The sequence below is a fragment of the Novosphingobium sp. FG90 genome, from assembly GCF_057808725.1.
Genome location: NZ_JBMDIO010000021.1, coordinates 24,482 through 40,177, shown reverse-complemented (window position 1 = coordinate 40,177; position 15,696 = coordinate 24,482). Strand labels below are relative to the sequence as shown.

11 protein-coding genes are annotated in these 15,696 nt (G+C 66.8%); 9 read left to right on the top strand and 2 right to left on the bottom strand.

Annotated features, from left to right (window positions below; all coding sequences use genetic code 11):
• Positions 1–151 precede the first annotated feature (151 nt).
• The 6 genes from ACODRZ_RS17400 to ACODRZ_RS17375 all read left to right on the top strand — a co-directional run bounded on the left by ACODRZ_RS17400 (position 152) and on the right by ACODRZ_RS17375 (position 7,980).
• The gene (locus ACODRZ_RS17400) at positions 152–478 is read left to right on the top strand and encodes a hypothetical protein (RefSeq protein ID WP_488970583.1); all 327 of its coding nucleotides are present in this window, start codon (positions 152–154) and stop codon (positions 476–478) included.
• A gap of 122 nt (positions 479–600) precedes the next feature.
• Complete coding sequence (locus tag ACODRZ_RS17395) at positions 601–1,023, top strand: DUF2147 domain-containing protein (protein ID WP_488970582.1); 423 nt, start codon at positions 601–603, stop codon at positions 1,021–1,023.
• Complete coding sequence (mprF, locus tag ACODRZ_RS17390) at positions 1,020–3,626, top strand: bifunctional lysylphosphatidylglycerol flippase/synthetase MprF (protein ID WP_488970581.1); 2,607 nt, start codon at positions 1,020–1,022, stop codon at positions 3,624–3,626. Before ACODRZ_RS17395 ends, mprF begins: the two co-directional genes overlap by 4 nt.
• Complete coding sequence (locus ACODRZ_RS17385) at positions 3,623–4,357, top strand: AcvB/VirJ family lysyl-phosphatidylglycerol hydrolase (protein WP_488970580.1); 735 nt, start codon at positions 3,623–3,625, stop codon at positions 4,355–4,357. Before mprF ends, ACODRZ_RS17385 begins: the two co-directional genes overlap by 4 nt.
• Positions 4,354–4,518 (top strand): hypothetical protein, encoded by a 165-nt coding sequence (locus ACODRZ_RS17380; RefSeq protein WP_488970579.1) that lies wholly within the window; start codon positions 4,354–4,356, stop codon positions 4,516–4,518. The genes ACODRZ_RS17385 and ACODRZ_RS17380 overlap by 4 nt, the downstream gene beginning before the upstream one ends.
• A 138-nt stretch (positions 4,519–4,656) precedes the next feature.
• The gene (locus tag ACODRZ_RS17375) at positions 4,657–7,980 is read left to right on the top strand and encodes a trifunctional glycoside hydrolase family 18/polysaccharide deacetylase/glycosyltransferase family 2 protein (protein ID WP_488970578.1); all 3,324 of its coding nucleotides are present in this window, start codon (positions 4,657–4,659) and stop codon (positions 7,978–7,980) included.
• A 3-nt stretch (positions 7,981–7,983) separates the two neighbouring features.
• On the opposite strand, the gene ACODRZ_RS17370 is transcribed toward ACODRZ_RS17375, so the two are convergent.
• Positions 7,984–9,072 carry an oxidoreductase gene (locus tag ACODRZ_RS17370; RefSeq protein WP_488970577.1) on the bottom strand — a complete coding sequence of 363 codons (1,089 nt, stop codon included), beginning with the start codon at positions 9,070–9,072 and terminating at the stop codon, positions 7,984–7,986.
• 546 nt (positions 9,073–9,618) lie between these two features.
• On the opposite strand from ACODRZ_RS17370, the gene ACODRZ_RS17365 reads away from it, so the two are divergent.
• From ACODRZ_RS17365 to rutA, 3 genes are all read left to right on the top strand, one after another.
• The gene (locus ACODRZ_RS17365; RefSeq protein WP_488970576.1) at positions 9,619–11,739 is read left to right on the top strand and encodes a TonB-dependent receptor; all 2,121 of its coding nucleotides are present in this window, start codon (positions 9,619–9,621) and stop codon (positions 11,737–11,739) included.
• 139 nt (positions 11,740–11,878) lie between these two features.
• Positions 11,879–13,246 carry an amidase gene (locus ACODRZ_RS17360; protein ID WP_488970575.1) on the top strand — a complete coding sequence of 456 codons (1,368 nt, stop codon included), beginning with the start codon at positions 11,879–11,881 and terminating at the stop codon, positions 13,244–13,246.
• A 25-nt stretch (positions 13,247–13,271) separates the two neighbouring features.
• On the top strand, positions 13,272–14,354 hold the full coding sequence (rutA, locus tag ACODRZ_RS17355; protein WP_285017618.1) for a pyrimidine utilization protein A: 1,083 nt from the start codon (positions 13,272–13,274) through the stop codon (positions 14,352–14,354).
• Between the two features lie 112 nt (positions 14,355–14,466).
• On the opposite strand, the gene ACODRZ_RS17350 is transcribed toward rutA, so the two are convergent.
• A complete protein-coding gene (locus ACODRZ_RS17350) occupies positions 14,467–15,681 on the bottom strand; it encodes an MFS transporter (RefSeq protein ID WP_488970574.1) in 1,215 nt (404 codons plus the stop codon).
• Positions 15,682–15,696 lie beyond the last annotated feature (15 nt).

The following is a 15,696-nucleotide window of genomic DNA, read 5'->3' as shown; positions in this document are numbered from 1 at the left end:
TCGGTCCTTCTGCTTTTGGGCCGCGTAGCCCTTCGGCGCGATGGGGAGCGGATTAACTTTCGCTCATGTTCCCTCCAGCCGGTAGAGGTTCTATGCATCGTATGCACCTTGCGCGCGACACGACAAGGTTTGACGACGAGCCTGGAGGCCCATGAATATCGATACTTCGCAGCTGGACGAACGGACCTGCCGCCTGATCTGTCCCATCGCCTCGGGGATGGTGGGTGTGTGCATGACCGGGATCGGCCTCCTGCGCGTGGTGGTATCGGTGCGCGGGCACGAGACGATCGCGGACGACCTGCTCTCGATCGATGCGCTGTTGTTCCTGCTGGCGACGCTTTGTTCCTACTTTGCGCTGAGGGTGCAGTCATCGACGCGGCTGCACGGCCTGGAGCGGGTGGCCGACACGGCGTTCATCCTGGCGATGTCGCTGCTGACGGTGGCGTGCTTCGTGATCACGTATTCGCTCGGGGGCTAGGGCTTTCCACGGGTCCATCCTGCCACGGATCCTCAGTCCCGCTCGGCTCCCCGTCTCCAGATTGCCGATTGTTCATCTAGCGGCGAGCGTCCTGCAATACGGGCGAGGGCACAAGCAGCACCATGTTGCTGAGAACCGCCCTGTTCCTTTCGCTCCTCGCTGCGCCGCTTGCGGCGCACGCGGCGACGCCCGCCGAGGGCGTCTGGCTCAATCCATCCGGCAGCGTCGCCGTGCGAACCGGGGCCTGCGGGCCGGGGCCATCGAGGCCCGGGCTCTGCGGCCGGGTCGTCTGGGCAAGCGGCCAGGCCAGGGCGGACGCGCAGGACAGCGGCGTGACGTCCCTGATCGGCACCGAACTTTTGCAGGACTATCATGCGGAGGGCCGTATCTGGCGGGGCACCGTCTACGTGCCCGACATGGGGCGACGCTTCGATTCCCGGATCGAGCCGCTTTCCGCTGACAAGCTGAAGATCAGCGGCTGCATCCTCGGCGGCCTCCTGTGCCGTTCGCAGGTCTGGACCCGCATCGCGCAGGTGCCCGCATGACCGCGCCGCTCGCCTTCCTGTCGCGCTACCGCAAGCTCGTAGAGGCGGGCGCGGTGCTGGCGGTGATCGCGCTTGGCTTCGTCGCGCTCAATACGCTGACGCACGAGATCCGCTACTCACAGGTGCGCGCCGCCGTACATGCAATGGGTGCGGGGCAGATTGCGCTGAGCCTGGCGCTGACGGCCGCGAGCTATCTTGCGCTGACGTTCTACGATTTCCTCGCGCTGAGGACCATCAGGCACCCGCTGCCCTGGCGCACGGCCGCGCTGGCCTCGTTCACCAGCTATACGCTCAGCCATAACCTTGGCCTTTCGCTGCTGACCGGCGGTTCGGCGCGCTACCGGATCTACGTCGGAGCGGGGCTCGACGGGCCGGAAGTCGCCAAAGTGGTGATGCTCGCGGCAGGCAATTTCTGGGCCGGCGTGCTGGCGGTCGCGGGTGCGGCCATGCTCGTCCATGGCGGAGGTCTGCATTTCGGGGCCGTGCAACTGGACGCACAGGCGACGCATGCGCTCGGCGCAGGCATGATCGCCCTGCTGGGCGCGCTTGGCTTTGCGGCGGCCCGGGGCAAGACCCTGAAGCTGCCGGGTATCCGCCTGCCTTTGCCGTCCGCGGGCGAACTCGCCGCGCAGGTCGGCATCAGCATCACCGACATAGCCTGCGCGGGCGCGGCTCTATTTGTGCTGTTGCCGGGCGCCGATCCAGCGCAGCTGCCGATCTTCGTGCTCGCTTACGCGCTGGGCATAGTCGTCGCGCTGGTGACGCACGTGCCGGGTGGCCTCGGCGTTTTCGAGGCGGTCGTCCTCGCTGTCGCACCGGGGGACCGGGCGCATCTTTTCGCGGGGCTGATCGTCTATCGCCTCGTCTACTACCTGCTTCCGCTCGCGCTTGCCGCGCTGCTGCTGGCCTGGCGCGAAGGCGCGCGCAGCCGCCGCGTGGCCCGTTTCGTCGGAGGGGTCGCCACCGGGCTCTCCCCGCTGCTGCTGGCGAGCGCGACGCTGCTGGGCGGCGGCATGCTGCTGCTGTCAGGCTCGCTGCCCGCCGTTCACGCGCGCATGGGGCTGCTGGCCGACGTCATGCCGCTGCCCGTCATCGAGGCGAGCCACATCGCCGCCAGTCTCGTCGGCACCGCCCTGCTGCTGCTGGCGCCGGGGCTCTATCGCAGGCTCGACGGCGCCTGTCTCGCGGCACGGCTGCTGCTGGTTGCGGGGGCGGTGTTCTCGCTCGCCAAGGGCATCGATTATGAAGAGGCCCTGGCCTGCCTTGCCCTTGCCGCGCTGCTGCAGATGACGCGCCGTGTCTTCTACCGCCGTACCGCGCTGACCGAGACGCCGCTCACCCCGGGCTGGATCGCGGCGGTGGTGATGGCGGCAGGGCTGGCGCTGTGGGCGGGGCTCTTCGCCTATCGCCATGTCCCCTACAATGACGACTTGTGGTGGAAGTTCGCCTTGCGCGCGGACGCCCCGCGCTATCTGCGCGCGGCGCTGGCCTCGTCGGTATTCCTTGCCGGCGTCGCGGTCTGGAGGCTGTGCGCCCCGGGGTCCGCGCACGGCGACGTGCAGGCGCTGGAGGATGCCCCGGCGATCCGCGCGATCCTCGCCACCAGCCCGCGTACCGAGGCGATGCTGGCGCTGACCGGTGACAAGCGCTTCCTCGTCTCCGAAGCGGGCGATGCCTTCGTGATGTACCAGGTGAAGGGGAGCAGCTGGGTCGTCATGGGCGACCCGGTCGGCAACGAGGGGTCGTGGGGTGAACTGCTCTGGACCCTGCGCGACATGTCACACCGGCGGCAGGGTAGGCTGGTGCTCTACGAGATTTCTCCCGCGACGCTCGATCTTGCCATCGGCATGGGCCTGCAGATCGTGAAGTATGGCGAGGAAGCGGTGGTCGACCTTACGACCTTCGAGCTGGATACGCCGCAACTGCGATCGGTACGCAAGTCGGAACGTACCGCCGCCCGCGCGGGCGCGAGGCTGCGCGTGGTCCCGGCCGCCGCGGTGCCGGTCATCATGGACGAGCTGGAGGCGATCTCCGAGGAATGGATGGAGGCCAAGGGCCAACGTGAAAAGGGCTTCAGCCTCGGCGCGTTCGACCGGGAGTACCTCGGCAACTTCGACATGGCGCTGGTCATGGTCGAGGACCGCATTGTCGCCTTCGCTAACTTGTGGTGCACGCAGGATCACACCGAGGCATCGGTCGACCTGATGCGCCATCGCGAGGACGCACCGCGCGGGACCATGGACTTCCTGTTCACCAACCTGCTGCTCTGGACCAAGGCACGCGGATACCGGCGCTTCACGCTGGGTATGGTGCCCCTTTCGGGCATCGAGGGTGGACCTCTCGCGCCCGCATGGGCCAAGGCTGCGGCTCTGGTGTTCCGCCATGGCGAGCGGTTCTACGGCTTTCGCGGACTGCGCGGCTACAAGGAGAAGTTCGCCCCCCGCTGGGAGCCGCGCTACGTTGCTGGGCCGCACGGCATCGGGCTCATCCAGGGATTGCACGACGTCTCGCGCCTGATCGGCGGCGCGGGATCGAGCGAGCCCGCCCGGCCCCTTGCGCCTTTGCCTCCTGTCACCCTCGAAGCAAGGATACAGCCCGCATGAGCCACTGCTTTCGCTCCCGCCTGACCCTCGGGCTGCTCGCGCTGGCGGCATTGGTTCTGGCTGCGCTGGCCGCACCGGTATTGGGGCTGCTCGGCACCGGACCCATCGTTATCTTCCCGGCGCAAGAGCCGCACCCGCGAGTGGCTGCGGTCTTCCTTTCGGGCGACATGGGCTTTCGCTTCGGCATGGGGGAAAAGGTCGCCGCTGCCATTGCCGCCAGGGGCGTTCCGGTGATCGGCGTAGCCTCGCCGGTGGTCTTCGGCATTCACCGGACGAAGGAAGAGGCAGACGCCGTCCTCGCCGGTGCGGTACGCCTCGCGCTGGCGCGCACGGGTGCGAGCCGGGTCCTCCTGCTGGGACAATCGTATGGCGCGGACATCCTTGCGACCACCGCGCCCGACCTCCCGCCGGACTTGCGTGGCCGGGTGCTCGCGATCGACCTGACGGTGCCTGCGCAGGACGTCTATTTCCGTTCCGATCCGGTGGGGCTGGCCTATCTCGGCAAGGCCGATGCATGGCCGTTGCTGGGCATGCGCCGGCTCGACTGGGCGCCGGTGATCTGCGTCCATGGTCTTGAGGAGCAGGGCAGCCTTTGTCCTGCGCTGGAAGGGCGGGCGCGGGTGATCGGCCTGAGCGGAGACCATTATCTAGGGCACGACGCGCCGCGCCTGATCGCCACGACCCTGGCCGCCCTTCACGCGGTCGCACCCGCGGCGGGGTTGCAGCCATGAGCGGGACCCTCGCCGATTGCCGCGCCGAACGGCACGTCGCAGCACGCAAGTTCGTGATCGATCCCCTCGGCGTGCAGACCTGCCGCTGCAAGGTCTGCGGCTGCGACCTTCGGCGCCTGCCCGCGATGCGGCGCTGGTTCCGCTCCGGCATGATGGGATAGATGTGCTTTCCGTCGCTGCGAGCGCAGCGACGAGGACCGAATCCGAACATGACGAAAATTTAAGACGCCGCTCAGGTCGCGGAGAATGCGCCGGGCCTAATCCACCGGCCATATCCCTTACCCCGGACACCCGACGTCATGAGCAAGCCCATCTTCTACGACCCCACCGGCCGCCGCAGCCGCTGGGCGCGCGGCGTCCTCGCCGCGCTGCTGGTCATCGTGCTGCTGGGGGCGGCGGCCTTCGCGACCACGCTCGTCGCCGTGCCCACGCAGCGCGAGCTGGAGCTGCCGACGCCGCGCCTCAAGCCCTCGACGCTCCATGGCTCACCGCTGAAGCACGAACTGAAGTCATGGCTGCCGCACGGTCGCAAGGGGCCGGGGCAGAAGCCGCTCAGCATCGGGTTCTACCTGCCGGGCAACGACGCCAGCTTCCTCTCGCTGGTCCATCACGGCAATGATCTGGACTGGGTGGTGCCCGCCCTGATCAACGTTGCCGGGCCGCAGCACCAGGTGACGGTCGAGCCGGACGCCCGTTTCGACCGTCTGGTTGCGGGCCAGTCGCACCACTTCAAGGTGCTGCCGATGGTCCAGAACGTCGGAACGGACGGTTGGGACGGCGCCGGAACCGCTGCGCTGCTGCACGACCCCGTCCAGCGCCTCGCCCTTGCGAAGCGCCTTTCGGGAGCGGTGGCGCAGGGGCACTACGCCGGTCTTGTGATGGACCTCGAAGCGCTCCCCATGCGTGCGATGCCCGATTACCTCACTTTCCTGCACAGCCTGCACGCGGCGCTGCCCAAGGGCGCCTCGCTTGCCGTCACCACGCCCGCCGACGACGAGGGCGGATGGCCGCTGGAGGCGCTCGCCAAAGCCACCGACAAGGTCATCTTCATGGCCTACGACCAGCATTGGGAGGGTGGCACTCCCGGCCCGATCGCGGCGCAGGACTGGTTCGTCCACGAAGTGCAGGGCGCCCTCCGGCGCATCGGCCCCGATCATCTCGTCGTCGCGCTGGGCAGTTACGCCTATGACTGGCACGGCGACCAGACCGACGCTCTGGCCATAGAGGATGCCTGGCTCGCCGCGCACGACAGCGCCGCGAAAATAGCCTTCGATCCCGCCAGCGGTAACGCCGCCTTCGCCTACGACGACGAGCAGACCCATCACACCATCTGGATGCTCGACGCCGCGACCAGCTGGAACGAGTTGTCGGCTCTGAAGCGCCTCGGCATCGGCGACATGGCGCTGTGGCGGCTCGGCACGGAGGATTCGGGCTTCTGGAACGACCTCACCGCTTTCCGCAAGGGCGGCACCCCGGATCTCTCGACCCCGCGCGCGCTCAGCAGCGCCGATATCGAGGGCTCCGGAGAGATTCTGCGCATCACCGCTACCCCGCGCGACGGACAGCGCACCGTGCGGCTCGACGGCAATGGCATGATCCGCGAGGAGACTTACGCCGTGCTGCCGACGCCTTACGTCGTCCAGCGCTCGGGCGGGGCCGATCCCAAGCGCATCGCGCTGACTTTCGACGATGGCCCGGACCCGACATGGACGCCCCGCATCCTGCGCGAACTGGAGGCGGCGCACGTGCCCGCAACGTTTTTCGTCATCGGCGAGAATGCCCTTGGCAGCCCCGGCCTCCTGAAGCGCATCATCGCCGACGGGGACGAACTGGGCAACCACACCTACACTCACCCGAACCTCGCCAACGCTGGCCCGCGCCAGACCCGTCTTGAACTGAACGCCACGCAGCGCCTGGTCGAGGCGTATACCGGTCGCAGCATGACCCTGTTCCGCGCGCCCTACTTCGGGGATGCCGAGCCGACGACGCCTGACGAACTCGGTCCGGCACTGGCCGCGCAGCAGGCCGGTTACACGGTCGTCGGCCTCCACGTCGATCCGAACGACTGGCAGCGGCCCGGAGAGGACGCGATCGTCGATCAGGTGCTTCGGCAGGTCCATTCCGCCACCCCGCAGAATGCCACCAACGTCGTCCTGCTGCACGATGGCGGCGGCGACCGCGCCCAGACCGTCGCGGCGCTGCCCCGCATCATTACCGCGCTGAAGTCCGAGGGCTATACTTTCGTCACGGCATCGCAGCTCGTCGGCATCCCGCAGGCCCGGGCGATGCCCGCCATCTCGACGGCCGACCTTGCCGCCGTGCGCGTGGACGTCGCTGCCTTCGTCGCGCTGATGTCGGTCGCGGCGGTACTGGCCTGGGTGTTCTACCTCGCGATCTCGCTGGGCATCGCGCGCGCGGTGATCATGGCGGCGCTCGCCTGGTACCAGAGCCGCCGCAAGCGGGCCGAGCCGCCGCATTTCGAGCCCGCCGTCTCGGTCATCATTCCCGCCTACAACGAGGAGCGGGTGATCGCCGCCTCGGTCGCCCGGGTGCTTGCCAGCGCTTACGGAGAAAATGGCGGCCCGGGCTTGCAGGTCATCGTCGCCGACGACGGATCCAAGGACGGGACGAGCGAGATCGTGCAATGCGTCTTTGGTGACGACCCGCGGGTGACGCTGCTGACGCTGCAGAACGGCGGCAAGGCCAGCGCCCTCAACCGCGCGTTGCTGGAGGCGACGGGTGAGATCGTCATCGCCCTCGACGCCGACACCCAGTTCGAGCCCGAGACCATCCGCCGCCTGGCGCGCTGGTTCGCTGATCCACAGCTGGGCGCGGTGGCGGGTGATGCGCGGGTGGGGAATCGGGTGAACCTCGTCACCCGCTGGCAGGCCGTGGAGTACATCACCGCACAGAACCTCGAACGCCGTGCGCTGGCGGGCTTCGATGCAATGACCGTGGTGCCCGGCGCGGTCGGTGCATGGCGCCGCGCGGCGCTGGATTCGGTCGGCGGCTATCCGGAGGACACCTTGGCAGAGGATCAGGACCTCACCATCGCCATTCAGCGCGCAGGCTGGCGTGTCACCTACGACCCGCGCGCGGTAGCCTGGACCGAGGCGCCCGAGAGCTTCACCGCGCTCGCCAGGCAGCGCTTCCGTTGGGCTTTCGGCACGCTGCAGTGCCTGTGGAAGCACCGTGCGGTGATCCGCACCCGCAAGCCCGCCGGGCTCGGCCTTGTCGGTCTGCCGCAGGCGTGGCTGTTCCAGATCGCTTTCGCCGCGATCTCGCCGCTGATCGACCTGGCGCTGGTGATCTCCATCATCGGCACCGCGCTGCGGGTTTCGGCGCACGGCTGGGCGCAGACGAGCGGGGATGTGGGGATGATGGGCGCCTACTGGATCGCCTTCACCGCCATCGACGTGCTCTGCGGCTGGATAGCCTATCGCCTCGACGGCGCGCGGATGCGCTACCCGGCGCACCTGCTGGTGGCGCAGCGGCTGGTCTATCGCCAGATCATGTACTGGGTGGTGATCCGCGCGATCGCCTCGGCGGTGGCCGGATGGGTCGTGGGCTGGGGCAAGCTGGAGCGCACCGGTTCGGTCTCCACCCAGCTTGCGGCCGGGTGAGGCCTACCAGCGTGCCCGTTCCTCCGGAGTAAGCGGCAGCGGCATCGCGCGGCCCTCCCGCGCGGATGCCGCGCCGGCCTCCAGAACGGCCATCACCGCAAGCGCCTCGATGGGCCGAACCGGAGGGGGCGCCTTGCCTGCGAGCGCAGCGGCGACGGCCTCGTAGAAGCCTCGCTGGTCGCCCGGTGTCGCAGGGATCGCGCGCGGTTCGCCCGAACCGTCGTGAAGGATGAGATCGTCGGCATCCGCGCCCCAGCCCGGCGCACCGGGGCGCATCCCGGCAAGCAGTTGCGCCTCCTGCCCGTCCGCCCTTGACTTGATCGCGCTGCCGCCGGTGCCATGGACCGTGAACCTCGCCGATCCGCCCGCAACGAGCATTCCGGCGTGAATGATGACCCGGCGCTGGCCGTAGGCAAGGATCGCGTGAGCCCAGTCGTCCACTTGCGCGCCGTCGCGCTGCAGGGCGAGGCTGGCGGCCACGCTGTCGGGCAGGCCGAACAGCGCCAGCGCCTGGTCGACCATGTGGGGGCCGAGGTCGAACCAGATGCCTGCCCCGGGCACCGCCTGTTCGCGCCAGCGATCGCGCACGTGCGGACGGAAGCGGTCGATGCGGGATTCGAAATGCGTGACGCGGCCGATCTGCCCGCTCTCGATGGCGCGGCGTACCGTAAGGAAGTCGCTGTCCCAGCGCCGGTTGTGGAAGACCTGAAGGTGGCGGTGCCGTGCCTCCGCCAGCGCCACCAGATCACGCGCTTCCCGCAGGTCGAGTGCGAACGGCTTGTCGATGACGACGTGGCGCCCCGCCTCCAGCGCCGCCCGGGCGAGCGGTGCATGTGTGTCGTTGGGGGTGGCGATGACGACGAGATCTATCGCATCGTCCGCGATCAGCGCTGCCGGGGTCGGGTGCACGGTCACGCCGGGGAAGTCGGCATGGACCTTGCCGGCGTCGCGCGAGGCGACGGCATGGATGCGCAGTCCCTTGCACGCGGCGATGAGCGGGGCGTGGAAGGCTTTTCCGGCGAAACCGTAACCCAGCAGGCCGACATTCACGGGGCGGCCATCAAGCGGGAGGGAGCGGGTGGGTGTGTCCATGGGCAAATCCTTCCAGTCCTGTCGTCCCGGGCATTACGGGGTCGCTCCGGGCAATCAACCGAGAAAGGCAGATAGGTCATATGGTAACGTTTACATTATCAGATGGTCCGACATTGGCGTCCGAACTGGTTCGAGATTGGCCGGAGCGACGGTTGGAATTGTCGTGCGGTCATCCATGAAAGGCCCGAACCTTGCGGATTCTCGCTGCCTTTTTGCCGTCGCCATGATGCTCTCGTACCTTGGGCCGATATCGCGCGATTCGCACTCGAGCGGCGAGGGCAGCGCCAATTGAAGCTCGCCCGAGCCCGAAAGCGGGAGGCATCAATTCCGATGAGTTTTCCGATGGTTATGGGACGACGGCAGGCAACGACTGCTGTACAAATGAAAACGTTACCCTTTGGGTTCGTGGCAAAAAATACATATTTTTCAATAAATTGATTAATTGTCTGCAGAACCGTCAGAATGACCCGCTTGCATTCGTCCGCGAATCGGTCATTGTAATGAAAACGTCAATCATTCCAGAACGGGTCACAGGGAGTTCCAGTCTTGCTCAAGCGTCTTACGTTCACTGCCAGTGCGCTTTCCATAGCCGCGGCCTTCGTGCAGCCTGCCTTCGCGCAGGATGCAGCGCCCGCCGCCGACACCGCGTCCGAAGGCCTCGGCGAGATCGTCGTCACCGCGACCAAGCGTGAAACCAGCGCGCAGAGCACCCCGATCGCGATGACTGTTGCGAGCGGCGAGGAACTTTCCAAGGCGGGCGTCACTGACGTCAACGCGCTGTCCAACATCGCGCCGACCGTCAACATCGCCCAGAACAACGCAAACACGATGATCACCATTCGCGGCGTGTCCAGCCGCGACTACTCGGAGACGGGTGATCCGGCGGTCGCGGTCTCGGTCGACAACTTCTACCTGCAGCGCGCCTTCGCCCTCAACGCGGCGATGTTCGACGTGGAGCGCATCGAAGTGCTGCGCGGCCCGCAGGGCACGCTCTATGGCCGCAACGCCACGGCAGGCGCGGTCAACATCGCGACGGTCAAGCCGACCGACGACTGGAAGCTCGACGCTGCCGCCGAAATCGGCAACTACGGCACGCTCAACTTCGACGTCGGCGCCACCGTCCCGGTCAGCGACACCCTGAGCTTCCGCTTCGCAGGGACTCGCAAGACCCACGAAGGCTACCGCGACAACCCGGGCCTCAAGGACGGCGACGACGGCAACGTGACGGGCGGCCGCGTCCATGCGCTGTGGACTCCGACCAGCCGCCTCTCGGTCCTCGTCACCGGCGAGATGACCCGCGTGGACGGCGTCGGCTCGACCATCAAGGCGGTGCCCTATACCGACGTCAATTCCGACGGATCGCTGGAGATCGGCTCGTCGAAGAAGTTCGAGCTGAACAACCAGGGCTATACCCGCATCCGCACCAAGGCCGTGCGCACCGCGATCTCCTACGACATGGACTTCGCGACGCTGAGCTTCTTCGGCGGCTTCCAGAAGTCGACGCTGAGCCGCGACAACGATCAGGACGGCGGCACGCTCTACAATTACGGCTTCCAGCAGAACGAAGACGTCAAGGACCAGAACTACGAACTGCGTCTCAGCTCGAACAACAAGACCGGCTTCACCTGGCAGGTCGGCGGCTATTTCTTCAAGGAGACCGACGCGCTGCTGACCTACTTCCAGGTCCACGGGCTCGCGATCGATCCGTTCAACTTCTATACCTTCGACTACGACGTGGGCAGCAAGTCCAAGGCCGTCTTCGCGCAGGTCGGTTACGACCTGACCGACAAGCTGAAGCTGGAAGCCGGCGTCCGCTACACCAAGGACAACAAGTATCAGGTTGGCTACAACGACATCGCCGGTGCCTATTCGGACCTCGACAACCACTATTCGGGCGATCAGGTCACCTGGCACTTCGGCGCGAACTATCAGGTCACGCCCGACAACCTGTTCTATGCAAAGGTCGACAAGGGCTACAAGGCGGGCGGTTACACCACCAACTCCTCGTTCGGTCCCGAGCAGATCATCGCCTATGAAATCGGCACCAAGAACCGCTTCCTGAACAACACGCTGCAGGTCAACCTGAGCGGGTTCTACTACGACTACAAGGACCTGCAGACCCAGCAGGAAGATCCGGCGACGGCGCTCGTCTACACGCTCAACGCGGGCAAGGCGCGCGTCTGGGGTGCGGAACTCGAGACGCTGTGGCAGGTCACCCCGGACACCCGCATCGACGCCAATGTGGCATGGCTCGACGCGAAGTACGCGGAGTTCTGCACCGTCACTGCGGCTTCCTGTCCGGCGGCCAGCGACTTGTCCGGCAACCGCCTGACGCAAGCTCCGGAATGGACGCTTTCGGGCGGCATCCAGCATGACTTCCACCTGCTCGGCGGCACCCTGACTCCGCGCGTCCAGACCCGCTACCAGTCGAAGAGCTACTTCACCTTCTACAATACGGCAGCCGAACAGCAGGGCGCCTACTGGAAGAGCGACGCGCAGATCACCTACACGCCCGATGACGGCCCGTTCTCGATCACCGCATACGTGCGCAACATCGAGAACAATACGATCCTGACGGCGAACGCCAATGCGGGTTACGCCAGCGCCTACCTCGTTCAGTTCGCTCCGCCGCGTACTTACGGCGCGCGTCTGACTTACTCGTTCTGATCGGAACTGCGGGATGGTCCTTCTCTCCTCCGGACTGTCCCGCGCTCCCTCCCACTCTCCGCGAGCGCAAGCGCGGAGGGTGGGAGGCAACACTTTCCCATCCGCCTCGAAACACGCGATCCTCGCGGACAGGACAGCCATGCCTCACGATCTCGTCGAACTTGCTGAAGCGATCGCCAGCGGAGCCCTGAGCGCTTTCGATGCGGTCACCGACGCGCTGGAGCGCGCCGAGGACTGGCGCGGGCTCAATGCCTTCGTCGCGATCGAGGCCGAAGCCGCGCTCGATCAGGCACGGGCCTGCGACGAACAGCGGCGGCGCGGATCGCTGCGCGGTCCGCTCCACGGCGTGCCGCTGGCGCACAAGGACATGTTCTTCCGTTCCGGTATCCCGACCGAGGCGGGTTCGAAGATCTGGCAGGGCCACGTTCCCGCCGATACCTCCCCGCTAATGGCCCGGCTTGCGGGCGCGGGCGCGATCACCATCGGCCGTCTCCACATGGCGGAGTTCGCGATGGGGCCGACCGGGCACAACGCGCACCTCGGCCGCTGCCGCAATCCGTGGAATGGCGAGGCGATTTCCGGCGGATCCTCGTCAGGTTCCGGCGCGGCGGTCGGTGCGCGCATCGTCACCGGCGCGCTGGGATCGGATACCGGCGGTTCCGTCCGGCTTCCGGCGGCTTTCTGCGGCGTGGCGGGGCTCAAGCCGACTAACGGCCTGCTGCCCGACACCGCGATGATGCCGCTGTCGAAGACGCTCGACACGGCGGGGCCGCTCTCCACCTCCAGCCGGTCGCTGGCGCGTTTGATGGACGTTCTGGTGGATGGCGAATACGAGGCTGGCCTCATCGCCGACTGCTCGGGCCTGACGATCGGCGTGCCGACCAGCTACTTCACCGATGACCTTCACACCGAAGTCGCCGCTGCCTTTGCGGCCGCGCGGCAGGTCTTCGCGGACCTCGGCGCGAAAGTCGTTGATGTCGCCATTCCCGACCATACCGGCTATCCCGCGATCGCCGCCGAAATCTGGGCGCCCGAAGCCGCCGCCTTCCACGCGCGGCACCTTGCCGAGCGTTCCGAAGACTTCGGTGAGCAGGTCCGCAACCGCCTGCTTGCGGGCGCGGCGGTTACTCCCGAGACCTATCTGGCCGCGCTCGGACGGCGCAAGTCCGCGCAGTCGGACATGCTCAATGGCCCGTTCGCCAAAGTCGACCTGCTGCTCACCCCCGCCGTGCGCTTCCCGGTGCCCATGGCCGAGCAGGTCGGTGCAACCGGCGGCGATGCGATGCAGGCTATGGTTGCCGAACTCTCCGCACTGACCCGCACGATCTCGATGCTGGGTTTCCCCGCGCTCGTCACGCCGATGGGCTTCGACGTGCGTGGGCTGCCGCTCGCGCTGCAACTCGTCGGCCGACCGAATTCCGAACAATGCTTGCTGCGTGGAGGGTTTGCCTATGAACAGGCGACTTCCTGGCTCGCGCGCGTACCGTCTCCGCCTCCTCTCCCTTAAACTTCCCTCTCCCAGGAGCACTGCAATGGATATTGGTCTGTTCATCCCCATCGGCAACAACGGTTGGCTGATTTCCGAGAACGCTCCGCAGTACAAACCCAGCTTCGAAATGAACAAGAAGCTGGTTCAGACGGCCGAAGGCTATGGCTTCGACTTCGCGCTGTCGATGATCAAGCTGCGTGGCTTCGGTGGCAAGACCGAGTTCTGGGACTACAACCTCGAAAGCTTCACGCTGATGAGCGCGCTCGCCGCCGTCACCAGCAAGATCAAGCTGTTCGCCTCGACGGCTATTCTGACCCTGCCGCCCGCGATGGTCGCGCGCATGGCCGTGACGATCGACAGCGTCGCGCCGGGCCGCTTCGGCGTCAACGTCGTCACCGGCTGGGCCAAGGGTGAATACGAGCAGATGGGCATGTGGCCGGGCGACGCCTACTTCGGCCACCGCTACGACTACGCCAGCGAATACGTGCAGGTGATGAAGGACCTGTGGGCCGACGGCAAGTCGGACTTCAAGGGTGAGCACTTCCAGATGGAAGACTGCCACATGCAGCCCAGGCCCAGCACCGGCAAGATCGAGATCGTCGGCGCGGGCCAGTCGGCACGCGGCATGGAATTCGTCTCCAACTACGGCGACTACAACTTCGTCACCGCCGGCGGCCTCAACAAGCCGACCAAGCACGCGCCGACCGTCGAGGCTCTGGTCGAAGCGGCCGCCAAGACCGGACGTGACGTGGGCGCCTACATCCTGTGCATGGTGATCGCCGACGAGACCGACGAGAAGGCCATGGCCAAGTGGCAGTCCTACCGCGAAGGCGCCGACGTCGACGCGCTGGCGTGGATGAGCGATCAGGGCGCCGCCGACAAGACCGCGGGCGAAGGCTCGACCGCGCGGCACATCAACCTGCCCGAAGGCGCGGTGAACCTCGGTATCGGCACGTTCGTCGGTTCTTATGAAACCGTGGCAAAGCTGCTCGACGAAGCTGCCTCGGTCCCCGGCACCAAGGGCATCATGCTGACCTTCGACGACTTCGAGCAGGGCCTCGTCGACTTCGGCGAGAAGGTGCAGCCGCTGATGGCCTGCCGCCAGGATCGCCTGGTCGCGGCCTGATCTACGCTACCCTGACGGCCCGGTCTTTCTCTCCATCGGGTCGTCCAAAACCCTCGGCCGGTCACGCCCCCCGCGTGACCGGCCTTTTTCGTGGAATAACCGAAATGGAGGCTTATGCCTTTGACGAGATCGCCGCCCGTCCCGCCAGCAGCGCGCCAAGACCCGCAACCCAACTCACCAGTAGGAAGCTCGTCCCGTAATCGCCGGTAAAGCCGTAGATCGTCGCCATCGCCGCCGGGCCGATCATCACGCCGATGAAGGTATAGACCAGCGAGCCGCCGATCACCCGGCCCGCGTCCTCGGGCGCGCAGTGGTGCGTGCACTCGGCCATGACGACACCGTTCCAACCGCTCATGCAGAAGCCGAACAGGCACAGCACGCCGATAGCGATCACGGCGGGCAGCGCGTCGATCCGCCACAGTGCGATCATGCAGGCCATCGAGACCACGCCGATCACCGCCAGCACCGTGAACCCGCCGTAGCGGTCGCCGAGGCCACCCCAAGACACACGGCCAAGCGCCCCGCACGCCTGCACGGCCCCGGCCACAAGCCCCGCCTCGACCATCGACCAGTGATGCTCGACCAGCATGATCACCGCAAAGGCCGACAACGAGAGCTGGATCGAGGAATAGAGCATCCCCAGCATCGCCAGCACCCTGAGCGGTGCCTTGCCCCAGACGAGGCGCTGTTCATAGACGAAACCGCGCCACACCGAGATCGTCACCGGCGTCGCCGGTCGTTCCGGTCCGCCCTTGAGCGCCAGCACTCCGATCATCGCGAAGCAGGGCACCGCGCCGATCACGAACGTCGTGCGCCAGCCCAGCCATCCCGCCAGCGCCGGGATCAGCAGCGCCGCCACGACACCGCCGATCGGCACGCCCGCCTGCTTGATCGAGAAGATCAGCGATCGGCGATGCGGCGGCGTCACCGCGCCGAGGATCTGCGCCGAAGCCGGGTTCTGCACCCCGTAGCCCACGCCGATCACCATCGAGGCCAGCAGCGCCAGCCAAGGGCTCGCGCTCGTCAACAGCAGCAGCGCGGTGCCGAAGCAGGCGAGGGCAAGCTGCTCCACCTGCACAGGCCCGCGATGCTGGATCAGGGTTCCCGCCATGGCAGAAGCGAACGTGCCCGCCGCGTAGATCACGCTGATCTGGTAGCCCACGTAATACGGCGCGAGCCCGAATTCGCCCGCGACGAGCGGGGCAATGCCGGTCAGCGCCAGCGCCGTCATCGTCGACAGGATCTGGATCGTCGTCGTCGTCGCCAGCGCGGCGGCGATCGAGGGCGCCTTGGTGCGCGCGCTATGCGGGGAGGCTGCGGAGGTCATTGCTGCATTGCATAA